Raw genomic sequence first — 12854 nt, 5'->3', positions numbered from 1 at the left:
CAGGAATCGGCCTCAGGTGTTGTCGGCTTCCATCAGGCCTCGGGCTCCCGGCCGCCCCCGGACACCTACCCGGTGAACAGCTGCTTCGCCTTCAGTACGAGTTCGTAGAGGCCGTAGGCGAGCGGCGCGCCGACCCACAGCCAGGCGAAGGCGATCAGTGGTCGCCGGTCAGGCGGACTCGGGCTGCTGTCGTGCGACATCGGCGGCCTCCCTCGGGGCGGGGACGTGGTGGCGGGCGTCGACGGGCCGGACGAGTTCGTTGGCGACGAAGCCGACGACAAGGAGTCCGATCATGATGCCGAAGGAGAGTCCGTACAGGGACGCGCCGTGCTTGCCGGCCTCCTCCTGCCGGTCGGCGATCCAGTTCACGATGAGCGGGCCGAGGACACCGGCCGTGGACCAGGCGGTGAGCAGCCGGCCGTGGATCGCGCCGACCTGGTACGTGCCGAAGAGGTCCTTGAGGTAGGCGGGGACCGTCGCGAAACCGCCGCCGTAGAAGGAGAGGATCACCAGCGCGCACAGGATGAACAGGGGCTTGGAGGAGTCCCCGAACAGAGCGATCAGCGCGTACAGCACGGCACCGACGCCCAGGTAGACGCGGTAGATGTTCTTGCGTCCGATCAGGTCGGAGGTGGAGGACCAGCCGATGCGGCCCGCCATGTTGGCCGCGGACAGCAGGGCGACGAAGCCGGCCGCGGCCGTCGCGGAGACCGGGGTCGAGGTGTCGGCGAAGAAGTCCGTGATCATCGGGGCGGCCTTCTCCAGGATGCCGATGCCGGCGGTCACGTTCATGCACAGCACGACCCACAGGCACCAGAACTGCGGGGTGCGCACGGCGCTGCGGGCCGAGACCTGCGGACCGGTCAGGACACCGGGCCCGCTGTCGACCGGCCGCTCGGTGCGCGGCACCCGCACCAGCAGCACGCCCAGCAGCATGAACACGGCGTACGACAGCCCGTGCACCAGGAACGCGAGCGCGATCCCGGAGTGGTCGGCGCCGAAGGACTCCAGCATCTGCGCCGACCAGGGCGAGGCGATGAGCGCACCGCCGCCGAAGCCCATGATGGCGATGCCGGTGGCCATGCCGGGTCGGTCGGGGAACCACTTGATCAGGGTCGAGACGGGTGAGATGTAGCCGATGCCGAGGCCGATCCCGCCGACGAAGCCGTAGCCGAGGACGATCAGCCAGTACTGCTCCGTCGCGGCGCCGAGCGCGGAGATCAGGAAGCCGGACGAGAAGCACACGAGGGCGACCGTCATCGCCCAGCGCGGCCCGTTGCGCTCCACGAGCGTGCCGCCGAACGCGGCGGACAGTCCGAGCATCACGATGGCGAGCTGGAAGGGCAGCGCGCTCTGGGTGCCGCTGAGGCCGAGCGCCGATTCCAGCGGCGGCTTGAACACGCTCCAGGCGTACGCCTGGCCGATGGAGAGGTGGACGGAGAGCGCGGCGGGCGGAACCAGCCAGCGGCTCCAGCCCGGGGGTGCGACAGGGGGACTCATGATGCCGAACGGTAGGAACCCTGAGGCCAGTTGAGAAGGCGGCGCGTCGACCGTATGCGATGAACGGTATTCCGGGCGCGCCGAACGGTCGGACCGACCGGTATCCCCACGCACGCGGGTGCTGCGCGAACCCTTGCTGGCCCAACCTCCATACTGTAGACAATATTTCGTCGACAGGATTCGGCAGAGTCCGGTCAGCGTTCGACAGTTCCTCGGTACCCTCGACCGAACGGAGCTCCCTCACCATGAAAGTCGCAGTTCTCGGCGCCGGTGCCATCGGCGCCTACGTCGGCGCCGGGCTCCACCGTGCGGGCGCCGATGTGCATCTCGTCGCCCGTGGACCGCATCTGGCGGCCATGAGGCGGGACGGAGTACGGGTTCTCAGCCCGCGCGGCGACTTCACCGCCCGCGCCCACGCCACCGACGACCCGGCCGAGATCGGCCCGGTCGACTACGTCTTCCTGGGCCTGAAGGCCAACTCGTACGCGGCGTGCGGGCCGCTGATCGAGCCACTGCTGCACGACACCACGGCGGTCGTGGCCGCCCAGAACGGCATTCCCTGGTGGTACTTCCACCGGCACGGCGGACCCTACGACGGCCACCGCGTCGAGAGCGTGGACCCGGGCGGCGCGGTCAGTGCGGTGATCGCGCCCGAACGGGCCGTCGGCTGCGTCGTGTACGCGGCGACAGAGCTGGCGGAGCCAGGAGTCGTACGCCATCTCGAAGGCACCCGGTTCTCCGTCGGCGAGCCGGACCGCACCGTGTCCGGGCGGTGCCTCGCCCTCAGCGAGGCCATGCGGGCCGGCGGGCTGAAGTGCCCGGTGGAGCCGGACCTGCGCAACGACATCTGGCTCAAGCTGCTCGGCAACATCTCCTTCAACCCGATCAGCGCGCTGGCCCGCGCGACCATGCGGCAGATGTGCCTGCACGGCGGCACCCGCAGGGTCATCGAGATCATGATGACGGAGACGCTCGCCGTCGCCGGGGCCCTCGGCTGCGAGGTCGGCGTCTCCATCGAGCGCCGCCTCGCGGGCGCGGAGCGCGTCGGCGACCACCGCACCTCCACGCTCCAGGACCTGGAGCGCGGCAAACCGCTCGAACTCGACGTACTGCTCGCCGCGGTCGTGGAGTTGGCGGACATCACCGGCGTGGAGGTGCCCACCCTGCGCACCGTCCACGCCCTCTCGGACCTGCTCGCGCTGAGGAGCGCCGCATGAGGAAACGCGACCGAAGCCCGAAGACCTACACCCGGCTCACCCATCCCCTGGTACGGGACTCACGCGACGAGCCCTTCCGGCAGGCGAGCTGGGAGGAGGCACTCGACCGCGCCGCCCGCGGCCTGGAGGCCGCACGTGGCGCGTTCGGCATGTTCTCCTGCGCCCGCGCCACCAACGAGATGAACTACGTGGCGCAGAAGTTCGCCCGCGTGGTCATGGGCACCAACAACGTCGACTCCTGCAACCGGACCTGTCATGCTCCCAGCGTCGCCGGGTTGTCCGCGGCCTTCGGCTCCGGCGGCGGGACGTCGTCGTACGAGGAGATCGAGCACACGGACGTCATCGTGATGTGGGGCTCCAACGCCCGCTTCGCGCACCCGATCTTCTTCCAGCACGCCCTGAAGGGGATCAGGAACGGCGCCCGGATGTACGCCGTCGATCCGCGCCGCACCTCCACCGCCGAGTGGGCGGAGAGCTGGCTCGGCCTCAACGTCGGCACGGACATCCCGATGGCGCACGCGATCGGCCGCGAGATCATCCACGCGGGCCTGGCCAACGAGGCGTTCATCGAGCGGGCGACCTCCGGCTTCGAGGAGTACCGGGCGCTGGTCGAGCCCTGGACGCTGTCCCTCGCCGAGAAGGTGACCGGCGTACCGGCGCGGGCCATACGGGAGTTGGCGCACGCCTACGCCCGCGCCGAGCGCGCCCAGCTGTGCTGGACCCTCGGCATCACCGAGCACCACAACGGCACCGACAACGTACGCGCGCTGATCAACCTGTCCCTGCTGACCGGGCACGTCGGCCGGTACGGCTCGGGTCTGCAACCGCTGCGCGGGCAGAACAACGTGCAGGGCGGCGGCGACATGGGCGCCATCCCCAACCGCCTCCCGGGCTTTCAGGACATCCTCGACCCCGAGACCCGGCTGAAGTTCGAGTCGGCGTGGGACACCGTCATCCAGCCGCACTACGGGCTGAACCTGACGGAGATGTTCGAGGCGATGGAGGAGGGCACGCTCAGGGCCGTCTACTGCATCGGCGAGAACCCGGCGCAGTCGGAGGCCGACAGCGAGCAGGCCGTGCGGCGCCTGCGGCAGCTGGACTTCCTCGTCGTGCAGGACATCTTCCTCACGAAGACCGCCGAGTCGGCCGACGTCGTCCTGCCCGCGACCGCCGGCTGGGCCGAGACCGAGGGCACCACCACCAACAGCGAACGCCGGGTTCAGCGGGTGCGCCGGGCGGTCACCCCGCCCGGCGAGGCCCGCGAGGACATCGACATCCTCTGCGACCTCGCGGCCCGGCTCGGTCACGACTGGAAGTACGCCGACTCCGAGGCGGTCTGGAACGAGCTGCGTTCGGTCTCGCCGGACCACTACGGGATGACGTACGCCCGGCTGGAGGAACACCAGGGCATCCAGTGGCCCTGTCCGAGCACCGATCGGCTCGAACCGACCTACCTGCACGGCCGGTTGTGGGAGAAGGACCCCGCCGAGCGTGGGATGCCGGCGCCGTTCGGGATCGTGCCGCACGACCCGCCGGTCGACCTCACCGACGAGGAGTACCCGATCCGGCTGACCACCGGACGGCGCCTCGACTCCTACAACACCGGTGTCCAGAGCGGGGGGTTCGCGTCCCCGCTGCGTCGCGGCGAGTACATCGAGCTGTGCCCCGAGGACGCCGAGCGCTACGGGGTCGTCGTCGGCGAGGAGGTCCAGGTGTCGTCGCGGCGGGGCGCGGTCGTGGCTCCCGTCTGGATCGACACGGCCCTCAGGCCCGGGCTCGCCTTCATGACCATGCACTTTCCCGACGAGGTGGACACCAACCGGCTGACGATCGAGGCCAATTGCCCGATCGCGGGGACGGCGGAGTTCAAGGCGTCGGCGATCCGGATCGAGAAGCTTCCCGTCGCGACCATCGTGAGGTGACCTGGTGGACCTGCACTTCGGCGACAGCAAGCCGACGGACGAGGAGCGGGCGGCGGTCGACGCGCTGCTCGGCCCGCCTCAGTCCTCGTGGGAGGGCGCCGCCCGCGACGAGATGCGGGCCGCCGACCTGAGGTGGGCACGCGGCGGCCGGGAGGCCCGGGACCGGCGCGACCTGCTGTTGCCGGGGCTGCACGCGATCAACGACCGGATCGGCTGGATCAGCGAGGGCGCCCTCGACTACCTGTGCCGGCGGCTGACCGTGCCGCCGGCGGAGGCGTACGGCGTGGCCACGTTCTACGCCATGTTCTCGGTCGGGCCGCGCCCCGCGACCGTGCTCCATGTGTGCACCGACCTCGCCTGCGCGGCGGCCGGGGCGTCCGAGCTGTGCGCCGGGGTCGAGGCACGGCTGGGCCCCGGCAGTGGCGTGCACGTCGAGCGCGGCCCCTGCCTCGGCCTGTGCGAGCGGGCTCCGGCCGCACTCGCGGTCAGGGCGGGGGATCCGGTGCGTACGGCGGTGTCGGCGCCGGCGAGCGTGCGGGAGGCCGTCCTCGCCGCGACCGCGCCCGACTCGGCGCCCCAGGAACCACCGGCCGTGCTGGCCGTGCCCCAGGCCGGGGACCCGTCACTGGTCCTGCTCCGCCGCGTCGGCGTCGTGGACCCGACGAGTCTCGACGACTACCGCGCCCACGGCGGGTACGCGGCCCTGCGCCGGGCCTTCGAGCTCGGTCCCGCCGGTGTCGTCCGCGAAGTCACCGACTCCGGTCTGGTGGGGCGCGGCGGAGCCGCCTTCCCGACCGGCCGCAAGTGGCAGGCGACGGCCTCCCAGCCCGATCGTCCGCACTACGTCGTCTGCAACGCCGACGAGTCGGAACCGGGCACCTTCAAGGACCGCGTGATCATGGAGGGCGACCCGTTCGCGCTCGTCGAGGCGATGACGATCGCGGCGTACGCGATCGGCGCCCACCGCGGCTACCTGTATCTCCGCGGCGAATATCCGCGGGCGCTTGGCCGTATGCAATATGCCGTCGACCGTGCACGAGCCCGGGGGCTGCTCGGGGACGACATCCTCGGCCAGGGCTACGCCTTCGACATCGAGATCCGGCGCGGCGCGGGCGCCTACATCTGCGGTGAGGAGACCGCGCTGTTCAACTCCATCGAGGGCTACCGGGGCGAACCCCGCTCCAAGCCGCCGTTCCCCGTGGAGAAGGGCCTGTTCGGCAAGCCGACGGTCGAGAACAACGTCGAGACGCTGGTCAACGTGCTGCCGATCCTGACGACGGGTGCGGCGGCGTACGCGGCGATCGGGACCCGGCAATCCACCGGGCCCAAGCTGTTCTGCGTATCGGGCAGTGTGGAGCGGCCCGGGATCTACGAGCTGCCGTTCGGCGCGACGCTGGGCGAGCTGCTCGAGAAGGCCGGCGTGCGCGAGCGGCTGCGGGCGGTGCTCCTCGGTGGGGCGGCCGGCGGCTTCGTACGGCCCGACGAACTCGACATCCCGCTCACCTTCGAAGGCACCCGGGAGGCCGGCACCACACTCGGGTCCGGGGTCGTCATGGCCTTCGACGACACCGTGCCGCTGCCCAGGCTGCTGCTGCGCATCGCCGAGTTCTTCCGGGACGAGTCGTGCGGGCAGTGTGTGCCGTGCCGGGTCGGGACCGTGCGCCAGGAGGAGGCGCTGCACCGGATCGTGGAGCGCTCGGGCGCGGCGGCCGCGGACGACATCGCCCTGCTCAGGGAGGTCGGCCGCGCGATGCGGGACGCCTCGATCTGCGGTCTCGGGCAGACCGCATGGAACGCCGTGGAATCCGCCATCGACCGTCTGGGGGCGTACGAATGACCGCGATACCGCTCGGAGTGCCGCGTCGCTTGGTCGAGTTCACGGTCGACGGGGAGGAGGCCAGGGTCCCCGAGGGTGCGACGATCCTCGACGCCTGCCGGGCCGCGGGGAAGGACGTGCCCACGCTGTGCCAGGGCGACACCCTCACGCCGAAGAACGCCTGCCGCGTCTGTGTGGTGGAGGTGGAGGGGTCCAGGACCCTCGTCCCGGCCTGCTCCCGCCGGGCCGAGCCGGGCATGGAGGTGCGGACGGACACCGAACGCGCCCGGCACAGCCGCAAGATCGTCCTGGAGCTGCTCGCCTCCTCGGTGGATCTGTCGACGACCCCGAAGGTCGCCGACTGGATCAAGGAGTACGACGCTAAGCCGGAACGGTTCGGCCTCGACGCGGCGCGCCTGAACGAGGAACCGCGGATCGACAACGACCTGTACGTGCGCGACTACGACAAGTGCATCCTGTGCTACAAGTGCGTCGACGCGTGCGGCGACCAGTGGCAGAACACCTTCGCGATCTCCGTCGCGGGGCGCGGCTTCGACGCCCGGATCGCGGTCGAGCACGACGCCGCGCTGACCGACTCGGCGTGCGTGTACTGCGGGAACTGCATCGAGGTGTGCCCGACGGGCGCGCTGTCGTTCCGGTCGGAGTTCGACATGCGCGCGGCCGGCACCTGGGACGAGTCGGCGCAGACGGAGACGACGACGGTGTGCGCGTACTGCGGAGTGGGCTGCAACCTGACGCTGCACGTGCAGGACAATGAGATCGTGAAGGTCACCTCGCCGCACGACAACCCGGTGACCCACGGCAACCTCTGCATCAAGGGCCGTTTCGGCTACCAGCACGTACAGAACCGGGGCTGATCAGGACATGGGACGAGTCACGGAACGACGCAAGGTACTGCGGATACGGGACGGGGCGGTCTCCAGTCGCCCGGACACGCTCGTCGCCGAGGAACCCCTGGAGATCAGGCTCAACGGGAAGCCGCTCGCGATCACCATGCGGACACCCGGCGACGACTTCGCGCTCGCCGCCGGGTTCCTGGTGAGCGAGGGCGTCCTGGCGACCGCATCCGATCTGCAGAACATCGTCTACTGCGCCGGGGCGACCGCGGACGGATCCAACACCTACAACGTGGTGGACGTGCGGACGGCCCCGGATGTCGTCGTCCCCGACATCACCCTGGAGCGGAACGTCTACACGACCTCGTCGTGCGGTCTGTGCGGCAAGGCGAGCCTGGACGCGGTGCGGACGACGACCCGCTGGCCCATCGCCGACACTACCCCGCTCCGGGTGGAGCCCGAGCTGCTGGCGAGCCTCCCCGACCGGCTGCGGGCGGCCCAGCGGGTCTTCGACCGGACCGGGGGCCTGCACGCGGCGGCCCTGTTCTCGGAGAGCGGGGAGCTGCTGGACGTACGGGAGGACGTGGGCCGGCACAACGCGGTCGACAAGCTGGTCGGCCGTGCCCTGCAGAACGGGGAGCTGCCGCTGTCGCGCACGATCCTGCTGGTGTCGGGGCGGGCCTCCTTCGAGCTGGCGCAGAAGGCCGTGATGGCGGGCGTTCCGATGCTGGCGGCGGTCTCGGCGCCCTCGTCGCTGGCCGTGGACCTGGCCGTGGAGACCGGTCTGACGCTGGTGGGCTTCCTTCGGGGCAGCTCCATGAACGTGTACGCGGGCGAGGACCGCGTCGCCCTGCGGGCCGCGGCCACCCAGGGCTGACCGGCTGCCCGCGACACGGCGGCGGGGCCCCGACCGGCGGGGAGCGCCCCCTGCGCCGCAGGGGCCCCGTCTCGGGGGTCGGCGGGTGCGTCGGCGGTCAGTCCGCCGTGCCCGAGATCCGGGTCAACAGCTCCATGAACCGCTCCCGTTCGGCCGGTGAGAGCGGTTCCAGCAGCGCGTCGTTCGCCTCGCGGGCGACCTTCTCGCAGCGGGTCAGCATCCTGGCGCCCTGGTCCGTCAGGGACACCGCGTTCTTGCGGCGGTCCCTGGGGTCCGGTTCACGCACGACGAGTCCGGCGGACTGAAGGTCGTTGAGGATGCCGACCAGATCCTTCGGATCGAGTCGGACTCCGCGGCCGAGGTCCGCCTGGGCGACGGGTGCGAGGTCACGGACGGCGGAGAGCACGACGTGGTGCCACATCTTCATCCCCTCCTCGGCCAGCGCCTGCGCCACCAGGGCCCGTCCCCGGGCGGCCGCCCGGCCGAGGAGCCAGCTGGGCAGTGAGCGGATCGCGGGGAGCGGTGCTTCGGCCATACCGGAAGCCTAACGAATGATTATTGGACTTCCCAATGATCGTTCGTTACCGTTGGGGCTCCCCACGATTTCATGGGTGTTCCCAACGAATGATGGAGCACCCGACGACTCCGGAGGTGTGATGCGCCGCGTCCGTTACGAGTCCCCCGGCGGCCCCCTCTTCCTCGAAGAGACCCCGGTCCCCGAGCCCGGCCCCGGTGAACTCCTCGTGCGCTGCGAGGCCGTCGGCGTCACCCTGCCGGTCGTCCGCAAGGTCACCGAAGCCGCCGAGCCGATCCCCCTCGGGGGCGAGATCGCCGGGGAGGTCGTGGCGGTCGGGGACGGCGCCACCCGCTTCCGGACCGGCGACCGCGTGACGGGGCTCTGCTTCGGACACGGCTACGCGGACTTCGCCACCCTGCACGAGGCGATGGCCTCGCCGGTGCCCGCGGACGCCTCCGCCGTCGACGCGGTCGCCCTCGTCCGCAGCGGACTGGTGGCCCTCGGCGCGCTCACGGCGGCACGCCCACAACCTGGTGAATCGGCCCTGGTAACGGCCGCCGCGAGTGGCGTCGGGCACCTGGCCGTGCAGCTCGCGCGCCACCGGGGCGCCGCCCGGGTCGTCGGCGCGGTCTCCGACCCGGCCAAGGCCGGCTTCGTGCGCTCGCTCGGCGCGGACGAGGTGATCGGCTACGGCGACGAGAGCTGGGGCGAGCCCGTCGACTACGCCCTCGACGCGGTGGGCGGCGACCTGCTCACCCCGGCTGTCGCGGCCCTCGCGCCCGGCGGGCGGCTGGTGGCGTACAGCTCGGGCGGCGGGACGATCCGGGCGTACGACCTTCTGGTGGGCGCCAAGTCCGTGATCGGTTTCCAGATGGCGCGGATCGCGCGCGGCGAGCCGGAGTTGTACGAGCGGTGGCTGCGGGAGCTGTGGCAGCTGTTCGCCGACGGGTCCGTACGGCCCACCGTGCACGCGGAGTTCGCCCTGGAGGACGCGGCCGAGGCCCACGAGGCGATCGAGTCGCGGGCCAACACCGGCAAAGTCGTACTGATCCCCTGACGCACGCTTCTTGTGAGGCGCCGAAGACCCCAACTAACGTCTGTGGCGCGCACGTTGGACGTAGAATGTCCGGATGTCCAGACGCTGAAGGGCAGGTCGTACCATGCCGTCAAGTGTTCGCGGAGGACTCAGAATCACCCTGGCCGCCCTGATCGCGGCGGCCGCCGCACTGGTCTCGCTCCCGGGCCCGGCAGCACAGGCCCAATCCGGCACCCCCCAGCCCCAGTTCGAGCAGCAGATCCTCTTCAAGGCCTCCCAGGACCCCGGTTACGCCTGCTTCCGCATTCCCGCGGTGGTGCGGACGACCGACGGCACACTCCTCGCGTTCGCCGAGGGCCGGGTCCTCAACTGCGGTGACGCCGCCGACATCGACATCGTGCTCAAGCGGTCCACCGACGGCGGCCGCACCTGGGGCCCGCTCCAGGTGGTCAACGAGGGCGACGGCGACACGCACGGCAATCCCGCCCCGGTCGTGGACCGTGAAACCGGCCGCATCCTGCTGGCGGAGACCTACAACACGGGCCGTACGGACAGCGCGGGCTGCGAGGTGCCCTGCGACCGCACCCCGCACCTGCAGTACAGCGACGACGACGGCGCGACCTGGTCGGAGCCGCGCGACCTGAGCGACGAGATCCTGCCCGGCAACTGGAACTCCTGGTACGCCACCGGCCCCGTCCACGGCATCCAGCTGACCCGGGGCAAGCACGCCGGGCGGCTGGTGTTCGGGGTCAACACCGAGACGTGGAACGGCAGTCGGGTGAGCGCCAACCACGCGGCGCTGATCGTCAGCGACGACGGCGGCGACCACTGGAAGGTCGGTGCGACCGACTCGTGGCCGATAGGAGCCGACGGACTCTTCCGCCAGAAGCCGTCGGAGGTGACGCTGGCGGAGCGCGCCGACGGCTCGGTCCTCGTCAGCGGCCGCGAGCAGGACGGCACCGACCTCGGCCACCGCACCCAGGCCGTCAGCCGCGACGGCGGCAACAGCTTCACCGCCCCCTTCCAGGACCTCCCGGACCTGTACACCCCGCAGGTCCAGGGCTCGATGCTGCGCCTCGGCAACCGCATCCTGCTGGCCTGCCCGGGCGACCCCGACCGGCGCCGCACCATGATGATCCGCTCCTCCTACGACGGCGGCCGCACCTGGGACAGCGTGGACCGCGGCACCGTCGTCACCACGGACTGGTCGGGCTACTCCGACCTGGTGCACATCGGCGGGGACGCGGTGGGCCTGCTGTACGAGGGCGGTGCCGTCGACGCCCGGGACGAGATCCGCTTCGCCCGCTTCACCGAGGACTGGCTGAAGCCGCGCCGCGGCCCGGACCCGACCACGCTCGACCTGGCGTCGCCCAAGAAGCCCGCCGCCGTCCTCGGGGGCGTCGAGGAGACGGACGGCGTGTTCGGCGGCGCGCTCTCCTTCGACGGCGCCGACGACGCCGTACGCCTGCCGTACCGCGGCGGACTGCCGCTCGGCACGAAGGACTTCACCGCCTCGCTGTGGTTCCGCTACACCGCCACCACCGGCGAACAGCCCCTGCTGTGGATGGGCGGCATCGGCACGAACCAGCCGCAGGTCTGGCTGCGCGCCGAGCCCGCCAACAACCGCCTCCAGGGCCTGATCACCGTACGCGACGGCGCCTCGCCCCCACGGTCGGCGTACGTGCGCACCGACGGCGCCTACAACGACGGCGCCTGGCACCACCTGGCGCTGCGGCGCGGCGGGGGGCAGCTCACCCTGTTCGTCGACGGTACGGCGATCAGCGCGGCGGACGTGCCCGGCTCGGTCAGCCGCAACTCGCCGTTCGGTGTGCACGTCGGCCAGCGCATGGACAGCCGGGCCTTCTTCACCGGCGCCATCGACGACGTGCACGTGTGGGACCGGGCCCTGAGCGACACCGAGCTGACAGATCGTCAGCACCTCGGCACCGGCCGGGGCAGTGTCCTGTGGCTGCCCCTGGACCGGGTGCGGGGCGGGCGCTGACGTACGGCATGCCTCAGCGCGACGGCGACCCCGTGCCCACCGTGGTGCGGGGTCCTCGCGTCGGCTCCGCCACCCCGGCCGACTCCGCCTCCGGGTCGCGCGCCCGGCGCTTGGCGATCACCGCGCAGACCATCAGCTGCATCTGGTGGAAGAGCATCAGCGGCAGCACCGCCAGTGAGGCGTGCGCGCCGAACAGGACGCTCGCCATGGGCAGTCCGGAGGCGAGGGACTTCTTGGAGCCGGCGAACTGGATCGCGATCCGGTCCTCCCGGCCGAAGCGCAGCGCCTTGCCGCCGTACCAGGTCAGCAGCAGCATCACCGCGAGCAGGACGGCCTCGACGACGAGCAGAGCGCCGAGCCGGACCGCGCTGACCCGGTGCCAGATGCCCTGGACCATGCCGGCGCTGAACGCGGTGTAGACGACGAGGAGGATCGAGCCGCGGTCGACCAGGCCGAGGACCTTCTTGTGCCGGGTGACGAAGCCGCCGATCCACCGGCGCAGCAGCTGTCCCGCCATGAACGGCACGAGCAGCTGGAGCACGATGGACAGGAGGGAGCCGGCGGAGAACCCGCCGGCGCTGCTGCCGAGCAGCGCGGCGGCGAGCAGCGGGGTGACGACGATGCCGACGAGGGAGGAGAAGGAGCCCGCGCAGATCGCGGCGGGCACGTTGCCCCGGGCCATGGAGGTGAAGGCGATCGACGACTGGACGGTCGACGGGACCAGGGTCAGGAAGAGCAGGCCCTGGTAGAGCGGCTGGGTCAGCAGGACCGGGACCAGGCCGCGGGCGGCCAGGCCCAGCAGCGGGAAGATCACGAAGGTACAGGCCAGCACGGTGACGTGCAGCCGCCAGTGCTTGAGCCCGTCGAGCGCCTCGCGGGTGGACAGGCGGGCCCCGTACAGGAAGAACAGGAAGGCGATCGCCGCGGTGGAGGCGCCGGAGGCGATGTCGGCGCCCGTGCCGCGCGCGGGGAAGAGGGCCGCCAGGCCCACCGTCCCGAGCAGCAGCAGGATGTACGGGTCGATCGGCAGCCGGCTCGGCCAGCGCAGGCGTTTCACGGTGCTCCACTTGCTCGTTCGTTCACGGTGCTGGGCCCAGGGGGCCCCTCTCC

11 protein-coding genes are annotated in these 12854 nt (G+C 71.4%); 7 read left to right on the top strand and 4 right to left on the bottom strand.

Annotated features, from left to right (window positions below; translation table 11 throughout):
• Window positions 1–65: 65 nt before the first annotated feature.
• Entirely contained in the window at window positions 66–200 is a 135-nt protein-coding gene (locus ACGFNV_RS01120; RefSeq protein WP_267882582.1) for a hypothetical protein, read from the bottom strand.
• Window positions 169–1500, bottom strand: a complete 1332-nt coding sequence (locus ACGFNV_RS01115) for an OFA family MFS transporter (RefSeq protein WP_393618363.1) — start codon at window positions 1498–1500, stop codon at window positions 169–171. Before ACGFNV_RS01115 ends, ACGFNV_RS01120 begins: the two co-directional genes overlap by 32 nt.
• Before the next feature lie 245 nt (window positions 1501–1745).
• Here ACGFNV_RS01115 and ACGFNV_RS01110 point away from each other — a divergent pair, with 245 nt between their 5' ends.
• From ACGFNV_RS01110 to fdhD, 5 genes are read left to right on the top strand one after another with little or no spacing between them, the layout of a single operon-like run.
• A complete protein-coding gene (locus tag ACGFNV_RS01110) occupies window positions 1746–2717 on the top strand; it encodes a 2-dehydropantoate 2-reductase (protein ID WP_393618362.1) in 972 nt (323 codons plus the stop codon).
• Complete coding sequence (locus ACGFNV_RS01105; RefSeq protein ID WP_393618360.1) at window positions 2714–4639, top strand: molybdopterin oxidoreductase family protein; 1926 nt, start codon at window positions 2714–2716, stop codon at window positions 4637–4639. The genes ACGFNV_RS01110 and ACGFNV_RS01105 overlap by 4 nt, the downstream gene beginning before the upstream one ends.
• Before the next feature lie 4 nt (window positions 4640–4643).
• Window positions 4644–6476, top strand: coding sequence for an NADH-ubiquinone oxidoreductase-F iron-sulfur binding region domain-containing protein (locus ACGFNV_RS01100; RefSeq protein WP_393618358.1), 1833 nt, complete (start codon window positions 4644–4646; stop codon window positions 6474–6476).
• The gene (locus tag ACGFNV_RS01095; RefSeq protein WP_393618356.1) at window positions 6473–7333 is read left to right on the top strand and encodes a 2Fe-2S iron-sulfur cluster-binding protein; all 861 of its coding nucleotides are present in this window, start codon (window positions 6473–6475) and stop codon (window positions 7331–7333) included. Before ACGFNV_RS01100 ends, ACGFNV_RS01095 begins: the two co-directional genes overlap by 4 nt.
• A 7-nt stretch (window positions 7334–7340) precedes the next feature.
• Window positions 7341–8189 (top strand): formate dehydrogenase accessory sulfurtransferase FdhD, encoded by an 849-nt coding sequence (gene fdhD, locus ACGFNV_RS01090; protein WP_393618355.1) that lies wholly within the window; start codon window positions 7341–7343, stop codon window positions 8187–8189.
• A gap of 97 nt (window positions 8190–8286) precedes the next feature.
• Here the strand turns inward: fdhD and ACGFNV_RS01085 are convergent, their stop codons facing one another.
• Window positions 8287–8724, bottom strand: coding sequence for a MarR family winged helix-turn-helix transcriptional regulator (locus tag ACGFNV_RS01085; RefSeq protein ID WP_393618353.1), 438 nt, complete (start codon window positions 8722–8724; stop codon window positions 8287–8289).
• 121 nt (window positions 8725–8845) lie between these two features.
• On the opposite strand from ACGFNV_RS01085, the gene ACGFNV_RS01080 reads away from it, so the two are divergent.
• Complete coding sequence (locus ACGFNV_RS01080; RefSeq protein WP_393618352.1) at window positions 8846–9763, top strand: zinc-binding alcohol dehydrogenase family protein; 918 nt, start codon at window positions 8846–8848, stop codon at window positions 9761–9763.
• A 103-nt stretch (window positions 9764–9866) separates the two neighbouring features.
• Window positions 9867–11744, top strand: coding sequence for an exo-alpha-sialidase (locus ACGFNV_RS01075; RefSeq protein ID WP_393618350.1), 1878 nt, complete (start codon window positions 9867–9869; stop codon window positions 11742–11744).
• 13 nt (window positions 11745–11757) lie between these two features.
• On the opposite strand, the gene ACGFNV_RS01070 is transcribed toward ACGFNV_RS01075, so the two are convergent.
• Window positions 11758–12774, bottom strand: a complete 1017-nt coding sequence (locus ACGFNV_RS01070; protein WP_393619954.1) for a bile acid:sodium symporter family protein — start codon at window positions 12772–12774, stop codon at window positions 11758–11760.
• Window positions 12775–12854 lie beyond the last annotated feature (80 nt).

Origin of the sequence: Streptomyces sp. NPDC048751 (assembly GCF_043198595.1) — a bacterium.
GTDB lineage: Bacteria > Actinomycetota > Actinomycetes > Streptomycetales > Streptomycetaceae > Streptomyces.
Note: the sequence above shows the minus strand (reverse complement) of the source record. Positions and strands in the feature narration are given on the sequence as shown.

Coding starts and splice junctions, on each gene's coding strand:
- ACGFNV_RS01120 (WP_267882582.1), bottom strand. CDS start 200: ATGTCGCACGACAGCAGCCCGAGTCCGCCTGACCGGCGACCACTGATC.
- ACGFNV_RS01115 (WP_393618363.1), bottom strand. CDS start 1,500: ATGAGTCCCCCTGTCGCACCCCCGGGCTGGAGCCGCTGGCTGGTTCCG.
- ACGFNV_RS01110 (WP_393618362.1), top strand. CDS start 1,746: ATGAAAGTCGCAGTTCTCGGCGCCGGTGCCATCGGCGCCTACGTCGGC.
- ACGFNV_RS01105 (WP_393618360.1), top strand. CDS start 2,714: ATGAGGAAACGCGACCGAAGCCCGAAGACCTACACCCGGCTCACCCAT.
- ACGFNV_RS01095 (WP_393618356.1), top strand. CDS start 6,473: ATGACCGCGATACCGCTCGGAGTGCCGCGTCGCTTGGTCGAGTTCACG.
- fdhD (WP_393618355.1), top strand. CDS start 7,341: ATGGGACGAGTCACGGAACGACGCAAGGTACTGCGGATACGGGACGGG.
- ACGFNV_RS01085 (WP_393618353.1), bottom strand. CDS start 8,724: ATGGCCGAAGCACCGCTCCCCGCGATCCGCTCACTGCCCAGCTGGCTC.
- ACGFNV_RS01080 (WP_393618352.1), top strand. CDS start 8,846: ATGCGCCGCGTCCGTTACGAGTCCCCCGGCGGCCCCCTCTTCCTCGAA.
- ACGFNV_RS01075 (WP_393618350.1), top strand. CDS start 9,867: ATGCCGTCAAGTGTTCGCGGAGGACTCAGAATCACCCTGGCCGCCCTG.